The 22925-nt window shown below is 52.7% G+C and carries 1 protein-coding gene; it reads left to right on the top strand.

The window, feature by feature from the left end; translation table 11 throughout:
• Positions 1 to 22925 (top strand): non-ribosomal peptide synthetase (locus tag NLX78_RS26020; RefSeq protein ID WP_254351883.1); only part of this gene is annotated, 22925 nt, incomplete at both ends.

Consider the following 22925-nt stretch of genomic DNA (forward strand, 5'->3'; position numbering starts at 1 on the left):
TTCCATCATATTTTGATGGATGGCTGGTGCTTGTCCTTTATGACACAGGAGGTATTCGGCAGCTATCTGGCACTGCGCGCGGGTCATAAGCCCGTACTGGAGCCTGTTACGCCGTTCAGTCGATTTATTGAATGGCTGGAACGTCAGGACCGTGAAGCGGCCCTGCAGTACTGGAGCAGATATCTGGAAGATTATGAGCAGCAAATTACGCTCCCGCAGCAAAAAATACAGCCTAAATCGATGCACACCGGGGAATATGTTGCTGAAGATCTGGATTGCGAATTCCAGCCAGAGCTGGTTGCCCAGATCGAACGGGTGGCGAAGCAAAATCAGGTGACGATCAACACGCTGATTCAGACGGTATGGGGCGTCTTGTTGCAAAAATATAATAACAGTTCGGATGTTGTGTTTGGCAGCGTTGTATCCGGTCGCCCAGGGGATATTCCAGGTGTGGAGCACATGATTGGGCTATTCATTAACACGATTCCAGTGCGCGTGCAGTCTGAACCAGGTGAAACCTTTGTCGAGCTGATGAAACGAACACAGCGGCAGGCGCTGGCTTCGAATGCCTACGATGCGTTCCCGCTGTATGAAATTCAAGCACTGACCGAGCAGAAGCAGGATTTAATTAACCATATTATGATATTTGAAAATTATCCGGTGGAGCAGCAGGTAGAGCAGTTGGGCAGTGATGGACAGGATAAATTTACGATTTCGAACGTGGTGTCTACAGAGGAAACCAACTATGATCTGAACGTCGTCGTTATGCCGGGTGAAGGCATCAAGATTCGTTTTATGTATAACACGCTCAGCTTTGATCAAGCAGGTATTGAGCGTCTGTATGGGCATTTTGCACGCCTACTGGAGCAAATTTCGCTCAATCCGCATGTTCGTGTTGAAGAACTGGAACTACTCACAGCGGCGGAAAAGCAGCAGATTACAGCGGCATTTAATGACACCGCTTGTGCATTCCCATGCAAACAGACGATCCATCAGCTGTTCGAGGAACAGGTAGAATATACGCCAGATCAGGTGGCATTGGTGTTTGGACATCAGAGTCTGACTTATCGGGAACTGAATGAACGGGCAAATTCATTGGCCCGAATGCTTCAAGCACAAGGAGTAGGACCTGACAAACTGGTCGGACTGATGGTACAGCGCTCCGTGGAAATGATCGTAGGTCTCCTGGCTGTTCTCAAAGCAGGTGGTGCTTATGTGCCGATTGATCCCGAATTTCCGTCCTCTCGTATTGCATACATGCTGGAAGATAGCGAGGCCACAGTGCTTCTGACCAGTCGTGATCTGGCAGAAGAACATCACTACATCGCCAATACCATGTTTCTTGAGGATGCAGCCTTGTATCAGGGAGAAAGCGGCAACCTGGAGACGGTTGCCCGCCCAGAGCATTTGGCTTATGTCATCTATACGTCGGGTTCGACTGGAAATCCGAAAGGAGTTATGCTCCAGCATCGCTCGGTCCTCAACTTTATTACCGGAATGCGCGAAGTCATTGACTTTGAAGCGAGCCAAACCATTTTGTCACTCACGACTATTTCATTCGATATTTTCGTCTTGGAAACCATCTTGCCCTTGTTGGGTGGAATGACGGTGGTGCTTGGCGACAGCCAGCATCAGGTGAATCCGCAGGCGCTGGGTGAATTGATTGCACATCATCATATTGAGATGTTGCAAATGACCCCATCCCGGTTACAAATGCTGCTGGGTCATGAAGCAGGTTCCCGCGCGCTGCGAAACGTGAAGGCCATTATGGTCGGGGGTGAAGCCCTTCCGTCCAAGCTGCTCGTAGCACTGCAAGAAATAAACGGTCCTCGCATTTATAACATGTACGGACCTACAGAAACGACGGTGTGGTCGACCGTGCAGGAACTGACCCATGCGGAGCACATTAATATTGGACGTCCTATCGCGAATACGCAAATCTATATCATGAATGCGAATGGGGAATTGCAGCCCGTCGGCGTACCAGGTGAGTTATGTATTGCAGGGGAAGGATTGGCCCGTGGGTATTGGAAACGTGAAGAACTGACGGCCGAGAAATTTGTGAATAATCCGTTTGCTGATGACAAGTCAGACCATGAGCGGATGTATCGTACAGGCGATTTGGCAAGATGGATGCCGGACGGCAACATTGAATATTTGGGTCGGATGGACCATCAGGTGAAAATCAGAGGTTACCGGATCGAACTGGGCGAGATCGAATCGCAGCTGCTGCAGGTGGAGTCGGTACAAGAAGCGGTCATCATGGCCCGTACGGACGAAACGGGCCAAACACAGCTCGTGGCGTACTACGTGGCGAGTCAAGAGCTTAGAGCCGGTGAGCTGAGACAGGAGCTGGGGCGGGAGCTGCCAAGCTATATGGTGCCGTCGTATTTCATCTGGTTGGAGCAGATGCCGCTGACACCGAACGGTAAAATCGACCGCAAGTCCCTGCCAGCACCAGAAGGCAGTCTGCAAAGCGGTGCGGATTATGCAGCGCCACGTACTGTAACAGAACGAACACTCGTAGCGATCTGGCAGTCCGTCCTGGGCGTGCCAACCGTCGGTATTTTAGACAATTTTTTTGATCTGGGCGGCGATTCGATCAAGGCGATTCAAATCGTGTCGCGTGCGTTCCAGGCAGGCTACAAGCTGGACATGAAGGATTTGTTCCGCTATCCCATCGTCGCAACGCTGGCACCGCATATGCACGAGGTCAGTCGTATGGCAGATCAGGGAGAAGTGAGCGGAGAAACGGCGTTGCTTCCGATCCAGCATGGGTTCTTTACGCAGGCGCAAGTGGATGCGCATCACTTTAATCAGGCGGTTATGCTGCACCGGGAGCAGGGGTTTGACGAAGCTGCTCTGCGTCAGGCGCTTGGCAAACTAGCAGAGCACCATGATGCACTGCGGATGGTGTTCAGCAAGACCGAGCAAGGCTATAAAGCATGGAACCGCGGAATACAGGAAGGCGAGCTGTATCATCTGGACGTGCTGGACTTTAGGGATTTGACGGATGAAGCCATGCTCAGCGCGGTAATTGAGGCGAAAGCCAGTGAAATCCAAAGCGGTATTCAGCTGCATGAAGGGCCGTTGTTGAAGGCGGGCTTGTTCCACTGTGCAGATGGGGACCATCTCCTGATGGCGATTCACCATTTAGTCGTGGACGGGGTATCCTGGCGTATCTTGTTTGAGGATTTGGCTACTGCCTATGAACAGGCCGTTCATCAGGAAGTGCTTCAGCTGCCGGACAAAACGGATTCCTTCCGTTCCTGGTCACAAAAACTTTCCACCTATGCGAATAGCACAGCTATGGAAAGTGAACACGCCTACTGGGAGCAATGGAACGCAGCCGCTTGGGCTGACCAAGTACGTTTGCCTGAGGATCAAGCGCAGGCTGAGCCCTTTACCTTGGCTGACACGGATACAGTGGTCGTCCAGCTTACGGAAGAAGAGACTGAACGGCTGTTGAAGCAAGCACACCGCGCATATAACACGGAAGTGAACGATCTGCTTCTGACGGCACTGGGCATGATGCTGTACACGTGGACGGGTCATGAACGCAGTCTGATTAATTTAGAGGGACACGGACGTGAAAACATTTTGCCGGATACGGACCTTTCTCGTACGGTAGGCTGGTTTACGAGTCCATATCCGGTATTGCTGGACGTTGGTTGTGATCCCGCTTTGTCAGAACGCATCAAACAGGTCAAAGAGAGCCTGCGCCTTATTCCCAATAAAGGAATGGGCTACGGAATCTGGAGACATCTGAGTGAATCCGGCCAAGCCGTTGGTCAGCAAGCAGGTGTGCTGAACCTTGGTCAATATCAAGCTTTTGCCGAGCCACAAGTAAGCTTTAACTATCTCGGACAGCTGGATCAGGACTTGCCAAACAGCGGTATGTGTATGTCTCCTTACTCAATTGGATCGGTCGTTAGTGACCGGACGAAGATGAAATATGCGCTCGATGTGAGCGGTATCGTAACGAATGGCATCCTGGAACTGGACATTCGGTATAACGGCAAAGCCTTCCGTAAGGACACCGTCCACATGCTAGCCAATCTGCTGAAATCCAACCTGCTTGAAATGATCGAGCATTGTGTCACACGGGAGCGGACCGAATTGACTCCAAGTGATGTATTGCTAAAAGGTCTGACAATGGAGCAATTAGATACGATTAAGGAGCAGACCAAGACGGTTGGGGAATTGGAAAATGTGTACCCCTTGACCCCTATGCAAAAGGGGATGCTGTTCCATAGTTTGATGAATGCAGAAACAGGCGTGTATTTTGAACAGGCGACCTTTGATCTGGAGGGGTACTTTGAGCCATCCCTATTCGAGGAAAGCTTGAAGCTGCTGGTTAGCCGGCATGCTATATTACGGACGAATTTCTACAGCGGCTGGTATGGTCAACCGTTGCAGATCGTCTATCGTCATAAAAATCCGAGCTTCCGTTATGAGGATGTCAGAGGGCGTGAACACGCTGTAGCTGAATTTGTGGCCCAGGATAAAGCTCGAGGCTTTGATCTAAGCAAGGATGCGCTTATGCGAGTATCCGTCTTCCGCACAGGGGATAGCTCATATCGTTTTGTATGGAGCTTCCATCATATTGTGATGGACGGATGGTGCCTGTCCCTGATGACGGACGAAGTGTTTGGGGCATATGTTGCCTTGCTGGAGCACAAGCAGCCAGAGCTGGCACCTGTCAAGCCGTATAGTGACTATATCGAATGGTTGGAACATCAGGATGCACAGGAAGCGACCCGTTATTGGAGTGACTATTTGGCAGGTTTTGAGCAGCAAACCTTGTTGCCTGGTGAGAACGCACAAGCTTCTGTAGTCGCACGCAATGAAGAACCGGACAGAAGCGGTGCGGGTTCCCATTCCGGCTATGTTTCGGAAAAGCTGCCCTTTAGGTTGGGTAAAGAACGGACTGCGGCATTAAACCAAATGGCCAAGCAACAACATGTCACGATTAACACATTGCTGCAAAGTGTGTGGGGCGTTATTTTACAGCAATACAATAATAATCAGGATGTTGTGTTTGGTGGTGTGGTATCCGGTCGTCCGGCAGACCTTCCAGGCGTGGAGAACATGATCGGATTGTTTATCAACACGATTCCAGTACGCATTGGCAGTGCACCGGATGCTACATTTGCTGAAGTATTGCAGCGCACCCAGGAACAGGCTTTGGCCTCCAGTGTCTATGATACGTTCCCGTTGTACGATATCCAGGCACTGACTGAACAAAAACAAGACCTGATTCATCACATTATGGTCTTTGAAAACTACCCGATCGGGCAACAGATGAAGCAGATGGGCGGTTCCGGCGAGACAAAGGCACAAACAGGCTTCTCGATTGCCAATGTGGCACTTGCCGAGCAAACCAACTACGATTTTAACCTGATTGTCGTGCCTGATGAGGATATCTCTATCCTGCTTGAATACAATGCTCTCGTGTATAGCCGGTCTGCCATGGAGCGTATCCGGGGTCATATTGACCACGTCATTGGACAAATTGTGGACAATCCGAATATCCGAGTGAATGAGCTGGAATTGGTAACACCGGAAGAACAGGCACAGATCGTTCAGGTCTGGGGGGATACGGCGGCAGCTTATCCGCAGGATCAAACGCTAAGTGCACTGTTCGAGCAGCAGGCAGCGAAAACACCGGATCAGGTGGCAGTGTTGTGCGGAGCGGAATCGTTGACCTACGCGGAGTTGAATGAGCGAGCGAACCGACTCGCACGCACCTTGCGTGCGGAAGGCGTCCAACCGGATCAGCCCGTGGGCATTTTGGTTCAACGTTCGCTGGACATGATCGTAGGCATTTATGCGATCCTCAAGGCAGGCGGAGCTTATGTACCCATCGATCCGGACTATCCAGCGGACCGCATCCGCTTTATGCTGAAGGATTCGGGTGCGAAGCTGATACTGACGCAGTCGCATCTGGCAGAGCAAGCATCGCTGAGTTTCAACGGCCAGGTGCTGGTGTTGGATCGCGAGAACATTTACCACGAAGACGGCTCGAATCTGGAGCCACTGGCTGGGCCACACCATGTAGCCTATGTCATCTATACCTCCGGCTCCACGGGAAAACCGAAGGGCGTGATGGTGGAGCACCATTCCGTGCTGAACCGGATTTTGTGGATGCATGATCGGTACGGCTTGAGTGCGGAAGATACGATCCTGCAAAAGACGGCCTTCACGTTCGACGTGTCGGTGTGGGAGCTGTTCTGGTGGTCGCTGGTCGGCTCGAAGGTGAGCTTGCTGTCGGTAGGTGGGGAAAAGAACCCGGAAGACATCGTCGATACGATTGCCCGCGATGGCGTGAGCACGATGCACTTTGTACCTGCCATGCTGCATGCGTTCCTAGAATATGTGGAGCAGCAGCCACAGGAAGTGATGCAAGCGAAGCTGGGCACGCTGCGCCACGTATTTGCCAGCGGCGAAGCGTTGCCGCCACAGCATGTGGCCCGGTTCCAACGGCTGGTGTCGAGCCTGGCCGGAGCGAAGCTGATCAACCTGTACGGTCCAACCGAAGCAACGGTGGACGTATCGTACTTCGATTGCGAGCCTAATGAAACCTATTCGGTCATTCCAATCGGAAAACCGATTCATAATATTCGTCTGTACATCGTGAAGGAAGGCACGGAGCAATTGCAGCCGATCGGGGTTGCAGGAGAACTGTGCATCAGCGGTGTCGGGGTAGCCCGCGGCTATCTGAATCGTCCAGAGCTGACGGCCGAGAAATTTGTGAAAGACCCGTTTGCCGAAGACGAAGCCGGCTATGAACGGATGTACCGCACAGGCGATTTGGCGAGATGGATGCCGGACGGCAACATTGAATATCTGGGCCGGATCGACCATCAAGTGAAAATCCGGGGGTACCGGATTGAGCTGGGCGAGGTCGAATCGCAGCTGCTCCAAGTGGAATCGGTACGCGAAGCGGTCGTCGTGGCTCGTGCAGACGAAACGGGACAAAAACAAATGGTGGCCTACTATGTCGCCGGACAAGAAATGGGTGCCAGTGAGCTGAGAAGTGAGCTGGGCCGAGAACTGCCAAGCTACATGGTGCCATCGTACTTTGTACAGCTAGAGCAGATGCTACTGAGTCCTAATGGCAAAATTGACCGCAAAGCCCTGCCAGCACCAGAAGGCAGCCTACAAACCGGAACGGATTATGCAGAGCCGCGTACTGCTCAAGAACGCGCTCTAGTAGCGGTCTGGCAGTCGGTACTGGGACTGCAGACTGTCGGTATTTTGGACAATTTCTTCGATCTGGGCGGCGATTCGATCAAGGCGATCCAAATCGCATCCCGTGCGTTCCAGGCTGGCTATAAGCTGGACATGAAGGATTTGTTCCAGTATCCAACGGTTGCAGCACTGGCACCGCATATGCATGAGGTCAGTCGTATGGCAGATCAAGGAGAAGTGAGCGGGGAAACCGCTTTGCTTCCGATCCAGCATTGGTTCTTTGCGCAGGAGCGCGAGCGTCCGCAGCACTTTAATCAGGCGGTCATGCTCTATCGTGCCAAGGGCTTTGATGAAACGGCGGTTTGCCGGACCATGGATCACATCGTGAAGCATCATGATGCGCTTCGTACGGTTTTCCGTCAGGCTTCATCTGGTTACGAGGCTTGGACACGCGGTGTAGATGAAGGCGCATTGTATACGCTGGAAACCGCAGACTACCGTGAACAAGCATCCTATGCGGAAGCGCTGGAAGCGAAGGCAAATGAAATTCAAAGCAGCATCCACCTGTGCGAAGGGCCTCTGGTCAAGCTGGGATTGTTCCGCACAGCCGAGGGCGATCATTTGCTCATAGCCATTCACCATTTGGTGGTGGACGGGGTATCGTGGCGAATTCTGTTTGAAGATTTCTCGACAGGTTACGAGCAGGCGATCAAGGGCGAGCCTGTACGATTGCCCTATAAAACGGATTCCTTCCAAACATGGGCACGGGAGTTGTCGTCTTATGCCAATCGTCCAGAGGCTGCATCGGATGAAGCCTACTGGAAGCAGCTGGAACAGGCCAAAGCGGAAGTTGCGCCGCTGCCTAAGGATTTTGCCTATGAGGGCTCCTTGAATGCAGACAGCGAAGTGCTGACGGTGGAGTGGACCGAGGCTGAAACGGAGCAACTGCTAAAGCAGGCCCATCGCGCTTATAACACCGAGGTCAATGATTTGCTGCTGACGGCGTTAGGATTAGCGATGCACAACTGGACAGGCGCCGGACAGGTGCTGGTGAACCTGGAGGGACATGGCCGGGAAGCGATCTTGCCAGAGGTGGATATTACACGTACAGTAGGCTGGTTTACGAGCTTGTATCCGGTGCTGCTGGACACAGATGTCAACCTGACGCTGGCACAGCACATCAAAGAAACGAAGGAAGGTCTGCGCCGCATTCCACATAAAGGGCTGACCTATGGCACATGGCGCTACTTATCTCCTGCGTCTGCATCAGGTGAAGCGCAGGCGATTGGAGCAGAACCGGAAATCAGCTTTAACTACTTGGGACAGGTCGATCAGGATGTGCAAAACAGTGGAATCACATGGTCATCCTATAGCGCAGGGGAGACAGAGGATGCACATTCACCGCTGCAATATACGCTGGATTTGAATGCAATGATCTCGGAAGGCACGCTGCGCTTGACGATCGCTTACAGCCGTAAGCAGTATCGCCAAGAAACGCTGGAACGTGTGGCGAGCCTGCTGCAATCCGCTTTGCAAGAGGTGATTACGCACTGTGTCGCTCAGGAACAGCCGGAGCTGACGCCGAGTGATGTGTCCTTCAAAGGTCTGACGACTGGAGAACTGGAACAAATCGCGGAACAGGCGGCACATATCGGTGAGCTGGAAAATGTATACGCGCTGACGCCGATGCAAAAGGGGATGCTCTTTTACAATCTGATGGACTCGCAATCAGGAGCTTACTTTGAACAGGCCTCCTTTGATCTGCAGGGACATTTTAATATCGCTGCATTTGCGGCAAGTTTGGATATATTGGTGCAGCGGCATACGGTGCTGCGCACGAACTTCTACAGTGGCTGGAAAGATGAACCACTTCAGGTTGTGTATCGGAATAAGCGCAGCGAACTGTATGTAGAGGATTTGCGGGATATGGAGCAAGAGCGGCAAAACGAGTACATCCTCGAATATACGCGCAAAGACAAGCAAAGAGGCTTTGATCTGGCGCAAGATGCTTTGATGCGTGTGGCCGTTTTGCGCACAGGTGAGGATGCGTACCGTTTTGTATGGAGTTTCCATCATATCGTGATGGACGGCTGGTGCTTGTCGCTGGTGACAGGCGAAGTGTTTGCGAGTTATTTTGCGATACTGGCTCATAAGCAGCCTGAACTGGCCCCTGTAACGCCGTACAGTCAATATATTGAATGGCTGGAACAGCAGGATCGTCAGGCTGCATCAGGTTACTGGAGCAAGGTTCTGGAAGGATATGAGGAACAGTCCCGCCTGCCGCAGGCTAAAATTCAAGGCAAAACGGAATATCAGGCGGAGCGTCTGGATTTTGACTTGGGCGCGGATCTAACGGCAGGCATTCAGCGCGTAGCCAAGCGTTATCAGGTAACGATCAATACGTTGATGCAGACTGTTTGGGGCCTTTTGCTGCAAAAGTATAATGGCACCGATGATGTGGTGTTTGGCAGCGTGGTATCTGGACGTCCGGCAGACATTCCGAATGTGGAGCACATCATTGGTCTGTTTATCAATACCATTCCTGTACGCATCCGCAGTCAAGTGGACAGCTTATTCTCAGACGTGATGAAGCAAACCCAAGAGCAATCGATTGCTTCCCATGCCTATGATACGTACCCGTTGTATGAAATTCAGGGGCTATCGGAGCTTAAGCAGGATTTGATCAATCATATTCTTATTTTTGAGAACTATCCGGTAGAGGAACAATTGGAGCAATTAGGCAACAGTGATGAGTCCAGCTTCAGCATCACCGGAGCCGAGTCTGTCGAGCAGACCAACTATGACTTTAACCTGGTGGTACTGCCGGGGAACACCATCCATATGAGTTTTGGGTATAATGCGCTGGCCTTTGAACGGGAAAGTATAGAGCAAATTCGAGGTCATCTGGTGCAACTGCTGGAGCAGGTGGTAGCGAAGCCAGACATTCGGGTGCATGAGCTGGATATGGTAACCGCGCAGGAGCGTGAGCAAATCGTTGAGGCTTGGGGAAATACAGCGGTAGCATATCAAAACGAGCAAACGATTCACGGCTTGTTCGAGGCGCAAACCGCGCGGACGCCGGAGCAGACAGCATTGTTCTTCGAAGGAGAAGCGCTGACCTATCGCGAGCTGAATGCACGCGCCAATCGTTTGGCTCGTACCTTGCGTAGTCAAGGCGTGACGAAAGATCGTTTGGTGGGCCTGATGACCGAACGTTCGGTAGACATGATCGTGGGTATCTTCGGGATTTTAAAAGCTGGAGGTGCATATGTCCCCATCGATCCGTCGTATCCAGAGGAGCGTATCCGCTACATGCTGGATGACTCGGGAGCGAAGTTGCTGTTGACACAAAGTCATCTGGTAGACAAAGTCACGTTTGACGGCCGCATGCTGGTGCTGGATGAAACGCAGGATGTGTACCATGAGGATCATTCCAATCTGGAACCGTGGTCCGGTCCGAACGATCTAGCGTATGTGATCTACACGTCGGGTACAACGGGGCAGCCGAAGGGTGTAATGCTGGAGCATCACGGGCTGTGCAATCTGAAAACGTATTTTGATCAGACGCTTCGGATGAGCACGTCGGATCATGCGTTGCTGTTCGCCAGCTATTCGTTTGATGCGGCTTGCTGGGAAATCTTCCAGGCACTCTTCTGTGGAGCCACACTGTATGTACCAACGTCAGAGACGATTTTGAACTACGAGCGGTTTGAGCAATATATGGCGAATCACCAAATCACGGTAGCAGCTTTGCCGCCGACCTATGCGGTGTATCTGGAGCCAGAACGGATGCCAAACCTGCGTATTTTGTTTACGGCGGGTTCAGTATCTTCAACCGAGCTGGTGTACAAGTGGAAGGATCAGGTGGCGTACTACAACGGCTACGGTCCAACCGAAAATTCAGTGGCGACGTCCATCTGGCCGGTATCCCAGGATGAGAGAGCTGGACAACTGATTTCCATCGGACGCCCTGTGCCGAACCATCGGGTATACATGCTGGATGTGCATGGACATTTGGCTCCGGTAGGCGTCGCGGGTGAACTGTGCGTGTCCGGTCCGGGTCTGGCTCGGGGTTATCTAGATCGTCCAGAGCTGACGGCTGAGAAATTTGTATCGAACCCGTTTGCGGCTGGCGAAGCCGGCTATGAACGAATGTACCGTACGGGTGACTTGGCGAGATGGATGCCAGACGGCAACATCGAATATTTGGGCCGGATCGACCATCAGGTGAAAATCCGGGGCTACCGGATCGAGCTGGGCGAGGTTGAGGCACAAATTTTGAAAGTGGAGGACGTACAAGAGGTCATCGTACTGGCCCAGGCGGACGAGCAGGGACAAAACCAACTGGTGGCGTACTATGTTGCTGAACGGGAAGTAAGCGCTGGTGAGCTACGCAGCTTACTGGGCGAGGAGCTACCAAACTACATGGTGCCTTCGTATTTCATCCAGCTAGAACAAATGCCACTGACGCCGAACGGTAAAATCGACCGCAAGGCCCTGCTGGCACCAGAAGGCAGCCTGCAAAGCGGAGCGGATTATGTAGAGCCGCGCACAGCGCTGGAGCAGACGTTAGTGTCCATTTGGCAGGCTGTATTAGGAGCAAAGAGAGTCGGAATTTTGGATAATTTCTTTGATCTGGGCGGCGATTCGATCAAGGCAATCCAGGTATCCTCCCGTTTGCTGCAAGCGGGCTACAAGCTGGACATGAAGGATTTGTTCCAATATCCTTCCATTTCGCTGCTGAGCGGTCATGTACACAAGGTCAGCCGTACAGCCGATCAGCGGGTGGTTTCGGGGGCAGTTAGATTGACCCCGATTCAGCAATGGTTCTTTGGACAATCCTCAGCAGAGCCACATTATTTCAACCAGTCGGTGATGCTGTATAGAGCGCAAGGCTTCGATGAAGCCGCATTGCGTGAAACGGTGACCAAGGTAACGGAGCATCATGATGCTTTGCGTATGGTCTTCCGTCAGACCGAACAGGGCTATGAAGCGTGGAATCGCGGTTTGAACGAAGGCGAGCTGTATAGTCTGGATGTTGTAGATCTGATGGGCGTCGAAGACGCGGCAGATGTGGTGATGGCGATTGAAATGAAAGCCAATGCCATCCAAAGTTCCATTCGTCTGGACGAAGGACCGCTGGTGAAGCTGGGACTTTTCCGCTGCATGGATGGGGATCATCTACTGATTGCGATTCACCATTTGGTGGTGGACGGGATTTCGTGGCGAATTGTGTTTGAGGATTTTGCCACGGGATATGAGCAGGCCGTGCGGGGAGAAGCGATTCGCCTACCTTATAAAACGGACTCTTTCTCCGCTTGGGCAGAGCGGTTGTCTCAATATGCGAATAGTCCGGCGATCGAAAATGAACGCGAATATTGGCAGCGTCTTGCCCAAATAGAAATTGCATCGTTGCCTAAGGATCAAGAAAGAGCGGAAGGGCAGCATTTTCTGATCAGAGACAGTGAGACTGTGACTGTGGCTTGGAGCGAGCAGGAAACACGGATGTTGCTTCAAGAAGTACACCGTGCGTACCACACCGAGGTCAATGATCTGCTGTTAACCGCACTCGGCACAGCGGTATATAACTGGAGCGGTCAGGAGCGTGTGCTGGTCAATCTGGAGGGACATGGCCGGGAAGCCATTGTTCCAGATATCGACATCACGCGTACCGTGGGCTGGTTTACGAGTCAGTATCCGGTGCTGCTGGATGTGGACGGAAAGGCAGCAGTCGGGCAGCGAATCAAGCGGGTGAAGGAAGACCTGCGCCATGTGCCGCATAAGGGTATTGGCTACGGCATTTTAAAATATATGTCTCAGCATGATGCCCATCCTTCCTGGACCCTGCAGCCTGAAATTAGCTTTAACTATTTAGGACAATTTGATCAGGACTTGGAAAATGGGGATATCACGCTGTCTTCACATCCAGGTGGAGAGCCGATGAGTGACCATACCGTTCTGGAGCATCCGCTGAATGTGAACGGAATGATTACAGCGGGCGCGCTGACACTGGAAATTCGCTATGACAGTAAGGTATATCATCAGCAAAATGTAGAAAAATTTGCGCAGTTGCTGCAGGAAAGCTTGCAGGAAGTGATCGCTCATTGTGCCTCCAAAGAGCGGAGTGAGCTAACACCAAGCGATGTATTGTTCAAAGGCTTGACGCTTGGGCAGCTGGAACAATTGACAGAGCAAACAGCTTCTGTAGGCGAGCTGGAGAATGTATATGCTCTTTCGCCTATGCAGAAGGGGATGCTGTTCCATAATCTGATGGAGCCGGACTCAGGCGCCTACTTCCAGCAAGCGTCGTTTGATCAAAAAGGCAGCTTTGATGTTGAAATTTTCCGCAAGAGTCTGGATGTACTGACACAGCGTCATGAAGCGCTGCGAACGAATTTCCATATGTTTGAGACAGGACACAGTCAGGAGCCATTGCAGATCGTATTCCGTCACAAAGATAGCGACCTTTCCTTCCAGGATATACGGGAAATGCAGGAAGCGGAGCAACAGGCGTATATCCAGGCGTTTAAGCTAGAGGACCAAGCTAGGGGCTTTAATCTCGGTACGGATGCACTCATGCGCGTACAGGTATTGCAAACAGATGAAGAAACGTATCATTTGGTATGGAGCTTCCATCACATTGTCATGGACGGCTGGTGCTTATCGCTCGTTACAGGCGAAGTGTTTGGTACGTACTTTGCGCTGCTGGAGCAGAAGCAACCGGAGCTTGCTCCTATCACACCGTATGGCCAATATATCGAATGGCTGGGACGTCAGGATGAACATGCGGCAAAAGAGTATTGGAGCAGCTATTTGGCTGGCTTTGAACAGCAGACCTTGTTACCTGGATCGGATACTTCATCGAAAGACCAAGCGGCTAATACTGTATCCACTACATCGGGTGAAACCAGCGAATATATTTCTGAAAAAATAACGGTAGATCTGGACCCAACGTGGAGCAAAGCCATACACCGGATTGCGAAGCAGCAGCAGGTCACGATTAATACGCTGATGCAGAGCGTGTGGGGCCTGATTTTGCAGAAATATAACAACAATGAGGATGTTGTGTTCGGCAGTGTCGTATCTGGACGTCCGACGGATATTGCTGGTGTAGAGCATATGATCGGTCTGTTCATTAATACCATCCCGGTTCGGATTCAAAGTGAACGGAATGCCACTTTTGTGGAAGTGATGCGGAAAACGCAGGAGCAAGCGTTGGCTTCGGGAGCCTATGACAGCTTCCCGCTGTATGAAATTCAGGCGCTGACCGAGCAGAAGCAGCATCTAATAAACCACATTATGGTATTTGAGAACTATCCGGTAGAGGAGCAAGTCGAGCAGCTTGGTGAAGTTCGTCCATCCGCTTTTGAAATTACGAATGTAGAGGTTGTTGAGCAAACGAACTATGATCTGGACTTGATTGTGATGCCCGATGAAACATTCCGCATCATGTTCAGGTACAACGCCAATGTATACGATCGGTCTACAATAGAGCGGATGCAGGGACATGTACTGCATGTCATCGAGCAAATCGTGAACAATCCGCATATTCGTGTGAATGAGCTGGAATTGGTGACACCGGAAGAACAAGCACAGATCGTTCAGGTCTGGGGGGATACGGCGGCAACCTATCCGCAGGATCAAACGTTAAGTGCGCTGTTCGAGCAGCAGGCCGCGAATACACCGGATCAGGCAGCAGTGTTGTGCGGATCGGAATCGTTGACCTACGCGGAGTTGAATGAGCGCGCGAACCGACTCGCACGCACTTTGCGTGCGGAAGGCGTCCAACCGGATCAGCCTGTAGGCATACTGGCTCACCGTTCTCTGGACATGATCGTAGGTATTTATGCGATCCTCAAGGCAGGCGGAGCCTACGTGCCAATTGATCCAGAATATCCGGCAGACCGTATCCGCTTTATGTTGGAGGATTCAGGAGCGAAGCTGGTACTGACGCAGTCGCATTTGGCGGAGCAAGCCTCACTGAGTTTCGACGGCCAGGTGCTGGTGCTGGATCATCATGAGCAGGATGGCCAAGACATTTACCACAAAGACGGTTCGAATCTGGAGCCACTGGCGGGTTCGCGTCATGTAGCCTACGTGATCTACACCTCCGGCTCGACTGGAAAACCGAAGGGCGTTATGGTCGAACACCATTCCGTGCTGAACCGGATTTTGTGGATGCATGACCGTTACGGCTTGAGTGCAGAGGATACGATCCTGCAAAAGACCGCCTTCACGTTCGACGTGTCGGTGTGGGAGCTGTTCTGGTGGTCGCTGGTTGGCTCGAAGGTGAGCTTGCTGTCGGTAGGCGGGGAAAAGAACCCGGAAGACATCGTCGACACGATTGCCCGCGATGGCGTGAGCACGATGCACTTTGTACCTGCGATGCTGCATGCGTTCCTAGAGTACGTGGAGCAGCAGCCACGAGAAGTGATGCAAGCGAAGCTGGGTACGCTGCGCCATGTGTTTGCCAGTGGTGAAGCATTACCGCCACAGCATGTGGCGCGATTCCAACGGCTTGTGTCGAGCCTGACTGGAGCGAAACTGGTCAACCTGTACGGCCCGACCGAAGCGACGGTGGATGTATCGTACTTTGATTGTGAACCGGATGGGGAATATGGAGTTATTCCGATCGGGAAACCGATTCAGAATATTCGTCTGTACATCGTGAAGGAAGGCACGGAGCAATTGCAGCCGATCGGGGTTGCAGGAGAACTGTGCATCGGCGGTGTAGGTGTAGCCCGCGGTTACCTGAACCGTCCAGAGCTGACGGCCGAGAAATTCGTAGCCGACCCGTTTGCTGGCGGGGAAGCAGGCTATGAACGGATGTACCGTACAGGTGATTTGGCGAGATGGATGGCAGACGGCAACATTGAATATTTGGGCCGGATCGACCATCAAGTCAAAATCCGCGGGTACCGAATTGAACTGGGCGAGGTCGAATCGCAGCTGCTCCAAGTGGAATCGGTACGCGAAGCCGTGGTGCTGGCGCGTGCAGACGAAACGGGCCAAAAACAAATGGTGGCCTACTATGTCGCCGGACAAGAGCTCGGCGCCAGCGAGCTGAGAAGTGAGCTGGGCCGGGAGCTGCCAAGCTACATGGTGCCATCGTACTTTGTACAGCTGGAGCAGATGCCACTGAGTCCAAATGGCAAAATTGACCGCAAGGCCCTGCCAGCACCGGAAGGCAGCCTGCAAACCGGAGCCGATTATGTCGCACCGCGGACGTGGGTGGAAGTGAAGCTGGCGCACATTTGGCAGGATGTGCTGGGTCTCACGCAGGTCGGCGTGAAGGAAAACTTCTTTGAGATTGGCGGACATTCGCTGCGGGCGACGACACTGGCCTCGAAGATTCACAAGGAGCTGAACAAGCCGCTTCCACTGCGCAGTATTTTTGAAGCACCAACGATTGAACAACTGGCAACGATGTTAGAAAGTCTGGATCAAGTAACCTATGCGTCCATTCCGGTAACGGAAGAACGCAATTTCTACCCGTTATCTTCGGCGCAAAAACGACTGTATGTGCTGCATCAGTTTGATCCAAGTGATGTGAACTACAACATGCCGTCGGTGCTGCAAGTGAGCGGTCCGCTGGACGTAAAACGAGTAGAAGACGTGTTCCGTCAATTGATCGCCCGCCATGCAACCTTGCGTACCCGCTTTGAGCTGATCGACAGCGAGCCAATGCAATGGGTTGAGGACACCGTGCCGTTCAAAGTGGAATATACGAAGGTACAGGTAGAGCGTGCGACTACGGATACAGATCAGGACACATCTACAGATTTGGATACAGCTACGGACACGACGATCAGCCAGGAAGCACAAGAACGGGTACGACTGTTTGTGCGTCCGTTCGATCTGAAAGCTGCACCGCTGCTGCGGGTAGGCTTGGTGGATCTGGGCGCACAAGGAGCAAAGCAGGCATCCCAGCATTTACTCATGCTCGATATGCACCATATCGTTTCGGATGGTGTGTCGATGGAGGTACTGACCGATGAATTTGTCCGCTTGTATGGCGGTGAAGAGCTACCGGCATTGCGGATTCAGTACAAGGATTATGCGGTATGGCAGCAAAGCGAAACCCACCAGGAGTGGATGCAGCGTCAGGAAGCGTACTGGCTGGGTACCTTCCGGGGCGGCGTGCCTGTGCTGGATCTGGCAACCGACTTTGCCCGTCCGGCGGTGCAGAGTACGGCAGGGGATACGATCGAATTCGGACTGGAGCGTGAAGTTAGCGAACGCCTGAAAGAACTGGCTTCGCAAACAGGATCAACCTTGTATATGGTGCTGCTGGCGGCGTACACTACGCTCTTGCATAAATACACAGGCCAAGAAGATATCGTAGTAGGCACGCCGATTGCTGGAAGACCACATGCGGAACTGGAGAGTCTGGTAGGTGTCTTCATCAACACGCTGGCAATCCGCAATTATCCGTCTAGCGACCAATCGTTCCTGGATTATCTGCAAGGGGTGAAGGAGCATGCGCTCAGTGCTTATGAGCATCAGGACTATCCTTTTGAAGAGTTGGTTGAAAAGCTGAATTTAACGCGGGATACGAGCCGAAATGCGCTGTTTGACACGATGTTTGAGTTAAAAACATTGGAGCAGCAGGAGTTGCAGCTGGAAGGTCTGACCTTACATTCGTATCCGCTGGAAAATCATACGGCCAAATTTGATCTGAGCTTGGATGCAATAGAGCAGCCAGAAGGCATTCTGTGCCGTCTGGAATACAGCACGGCGCTGTACAAGCCTGAGACGATTGCGCGATTGGCACAGCATTTTACCGAACTTGTACGTGCAATTACACTGCATCCGCAGCAGCCACTGGCAGCTTTGGATATGGTATCTGCCGAGGAAAAAGCACAAATCATCTATGGTTTTGGAAATGTGGGGGTATCGGATGTTGCTGTAGTCGAGGCAGGAGCCTTATTCCATACCTTTGTGGAAGAACAGGCGCAGCTTGTACCGGATCATGTGGCGGTGGTGTACGAGGAGCAGCAGCTTACGTACCGGAAACTGAACGAGCGTGCGAACCAATTGGCGCGGAGATTGCGAAATGAAGGTATCGGACGCGAATCGATTGTCGGCATTTTGAGCGAACGCTCGGTGGATATGCTGGTCGGTGTATTGGCGGTGTGGAAGGCTGGAGGCGCCTATGTGCCGCTGGATGCAGACTATCCGTCAGAACGTATTCGTTTCATGCTAGAGGACAGTGGTGCGACGGTACTGTTGACCCAAACGGGCTTGCAGGAGCGTGCACTGGGTTGGCTGAATGAAAGCCAATGGGCTCTGGGCGAAGGAAAGAATGAGAGTGAGCTGGAGACGGCGGTTAGCGCTGAAACGATGGAAAGAGACCGCCTTAGTGAAGGCGTAAGCTTGAAATCAGATTCGAAGTCTGACAGCGAAGCAGCATCCGAACCGGCAACAGTGCTGCGTCTGCATACCGTGCTGGTGTTGGACGATGAGTCGTTGTACATCGGAGACACCACCGATATCGAGCCGATTAACGAACCGCAGGATCTGGCGTATGTGATCTACACCTCCGGGACAACTGGACGTCCGAAAGGGGTCATGATTGAGCATCACAGCTTGGTCAATACGGCTGCGGCGTATCGTCGGGATTACCGTCTGAGCGAGTTCCCGGTACGTTTGCTGCAACTGGCGAGCTTCTCCTTCGACGTCTTCGTCGGGGATATCGCGCGGACGCTCTATAACGGCGGCACGATGGTCATTTGTCCGAAAGACGACCGGATTGATTTTAGCCGATTGTATGGCTGGATTCGCGATTACCAGATTACCGTATTCGAATCGACCCCGGCCCTGATCGTACCGTTTATGCAGCATGTGCATGAACAGGGACTGGACATGAGCAGTCTGGAACTGCTGATCACCAGCTCGGATAGCTGCAGCGTGACAGATTACCGGGTGCTGCAAGAACGGTTTGGCGCAGATATCCGCATTATGAACAGTTACGGCGTCACGGAAGCGGCGATTGACTCCAGCTTCTATGATGAAGAGCTGTCGAAGCTGCCAAGCAGCGGCAATGTGCCGATTGGCCAGGCGTGGCTGAACGCCCGGTTTTACATCTTGGACAGCCAGCTGAATCCGGTGCCGATCGGCGTACTGGGTGAGCTGTGCATTGGCGGAGCCGGGGTGGCACGAGGCTACCTGAATCGTGCAGACCTGACCGCCGAGAAATTCGTAGCGAACCCGTACGTACCGGGTGAACGATTGTACCGCACAGGCGACTTGGCGCGGTGGATGCCGGATGGCAATGTGGACTTTATCGGCCGGATGGATGATCAGGTCAAAATCCGGGGCTTCCGGATTGAACTGGGCGAGGTGGAAGCACAGCTGCTGACCGTGGACGGCATTCAGAAAGCCATCGTCACCGCCTGGGAAAACGAAGACGGAGACAAGGATTTGTGTGCGTATGTCGTAGCCTCTGAAGCGCTGAATTTGCCCGAGCTGCGCAACATGCTGCAGCCCAAGCTGCCGGGGTATATGATCCCGACATATGTCGTACAACTGGATCATTTCCCGCTGACACCAAACGGGAAAATTGACCGCAAAGCGTTGCCTGCGCCGGAAGCGCGCCTCGAAGGAGGCACGGCGTACGTGGCACCGCGCACACCGCTGGAAGAGCAGTTGGTACGTATTTGGCAAAGTGTTCTGAATCATCCGCAGATCGGTATTAAGGACCATTTCTTTGAAGTCGGAGGACATTCTCTGCGCGCGACAACACTGATGGCGAAAATCCATCAGGAGCTGAATTACAAGCTGGCGCTGCGAGATATTTTCCAATATCCAACAATTGAGCAACTGGTGCAGGTGATGGGAGAAGATCAGACACAGCAAACGTATGTATCCATCCCTGTTGCGGAGGAACGTGCATATTATCCGGTTTCCTCGGCGCAAAAACGGATGTACGTGCTGAGTCACCTGGAAGGCGGAGAGGTTAGCTACAATATGCCGGGCGCTTTGATCATTGAAGGTTCCTTGGATAAAACGCGACTGGAGCAAGCCTTCCACCAGCTGATTGTCCGTCATGAAGCCCTGCGAACCCGATTCGACATGGTGGATGGCGAGGTGATTCAACGGATTGAATCGGGCGTCGCATTCAACGTGGAGCATGTGCAGGCAAGCGAAGAAGAGACCCAGCAGTACGCACAGGACTTTGTACGTGCATTTGATCTCGCACAAGCACCATTGCTGCGGGTTCAGTTGGTGGAAACCGGACCGGAGCGTCATGTCATGCTCTATGACATGCACCATATTATTTCGGATGGCGTGACTGAAGGAATTATCGTGCAGGAGTTCTCTCAATTGTATGAAGGCAAGGAACTGCCGCCTCTGCGCATCCAGTACAAGGACTATGCGGTTTGGCAGCATGCCGATATGCAAAGTGAACGTCTTCGTGAGCAGGAAAGCTACTGGCTGAACACGATGGCTGGTGACATTCCAGCACTGGATATGCCAACGGATTTTGCAAGACCAGCCGTACAGCGTCTGGAAGGAGCTCGATTGGAATTTGCGATCAGCCTGGAGGATAGCGAGCAGTTGAAACAACTGGCCGCGCAAACCGGCTCCACCTTGTACATGGTGTTGCTGGCCGCGTATAGCACGCTCTTGCATAAATATTCGGGGCAGGAGGACATCATCGTCGGCACGCCGATTGCCGGAAGACCGCATGCGGAACTGGAGGGCTTGGTAGGCGTATTCCTCAACACGCTGGCGATCCGCAATTATCCGTCTGGCGACAAAACGTTCCTGGACTACTTGCAAGAGGTCAAAGAGCATGCGCTCAGTGCGTATGAGCATCAGGAATATCCTTTTGAAGAGCTGGTTGAAAAGCTGAATTTAACGCGGGATACGAGCCGGAATGCGCTGTTTGACACGATGTTTGAGTTGAAAACATTTGAGCAGCAGGAGTTCGAGCTGGAAGGTCTGACCTTTAAAACGTATCCGACAGACAATCATACGGCCAAATTTGATCTGACCTTGGATGCAGTGGAGCAGCCGGAAGGCATTCTGTGCAGTCTGGAATACAGCACAGCGCTGTACAAGCCTGAAACCATCGCGCGATTGGCACAGCATTTTACCGAACTCGTACGTGCAATTACCCTTCATCCACAGCAGCCACTGGCAGCTTTGGATATGGTAACCGTCGAGGAGAAGGCACAAATCATCTACGGTTTTGGAGATGTGGGAGTATCGGATGTTGCTGCTGTTGAAGCAGGAGCCTTGTTCCATACCTATGTGGAAGAACAGGCGCAGCTTGTACCAGATCACGTGGCGGTGGTGTACGAGGAACAACAACTGACGTACCGCACACTGAACGAGCGTGCGAACCAATTGGCGCGTAGATTGCGGAATGAAGGCATTGGACGCGAGTCGATTATCGGCATTTTGAGTGAACGTTCGGTAGACATGCTGGTCGGCGTATTGGCGGTGTGGAAAGCTGGAGGCGCATATGTGCCGCTAGATGCAGACTATCCGTCCGAACGTATTCGTTTCATGCTGGAGGACAGCGGTGCGACGGTACTGTTGACCCAAATCGGCTTGCAGGAGCGTGCACAGGTATGGCTGGAAGAAAGCCGACAGGCCTTGGCCGGAGAGCAGACTGAGGGCGAGTTGGAAACAGCGGCTGGCGCTGAGACGATGGAATCAAGTACTCTCCATGGAACCCTGAATGGAACAGCAGATTCGCCACCTGATAGCGAAGCAACATCCGAACCGGCAACGGGGTTGCGTCTGCATACCGTACTGGCGTTGGACGATGAGTCACTGTACACCGGAGATACGGCAGACGTCGATCACATCAACGAAGCGCAGGATCTGGCGTATGTGATCTACACCTCCGGGACAACGGGACGTCCGAAGGGTGTCATGATTGAGCATCGCAGCTTGGTGAATACGGCTGCGGCATACCGTCGGGATTACCGTCTGAACCAGTTCCCGGTACGGTTGCTGCAACTGGCGAGCTTTTCCTTCGACGTGTTCGTCGGGGATATCGCACGGGTGTTCTATAACGGTGGAACGATGGTTATCTGTCCGAAAGATGATCGCATTGATCCAAGCCGTCTATATGGCTGGATTCGCGATTATCAGATTACGGTGTTCGAATCGACTCCGGCCCTGATCGTACCGTTCATGCAGCATGTACATGAACAGGGACTGGACATGAGCAGTCTGGAACTGCTGATCACCAGCTCGGACAGCTGCAGCGTGACGGATTACCGGGTGCTGCAAGAACGATTTGGCGCGGATATCCGCATTATGAACAGCTACGGCGTCACGGAAGCGGCAATCGACTCCAGCTTCTACGACGAAGAATTGTCGAAGCTGCCAAGCAGCGGCAATGTGCCGATTGGCCAGGCGTGGCTGAACGCCCGCTTCTACATTGTGGACAGCCAGCTAAATCCGGTGCCGATCGGCGTACTGGGTGAACTGTGCATCGGCGGAGCCGGGGTAGCACGGGGATACTTGAACCGTGCGGACCTGACAGCCGAGAAATTCGTGGCCAATCCGTTCGTGCCAGGTGAACGATTGTACCGCACAGGCGACTTGGCGCGGTGGATGCCAGACGGCAATGTAGACTTTATCGGGCGGATGGATTATCAAGTGAAAATCCGGGGCCACCGGATCGAGCTGGGCGAGATTGAAACGGCGATCCAGCGGGTGCCGGGCGTGCGTCAAGCGGTAGTCATCGACCGGACGGATGAGCGTGG

Origin of the sequence: Paenibacillus sp. Lou8.1, from assembly GCF_024213565.1 — a bacterium.
Lineage (GTDB): Bacteria > Bacillota > Bacilli > Paenibacillales > Paenibacillaceae > Paenibacillus > Paenibacillus polymyxa_B.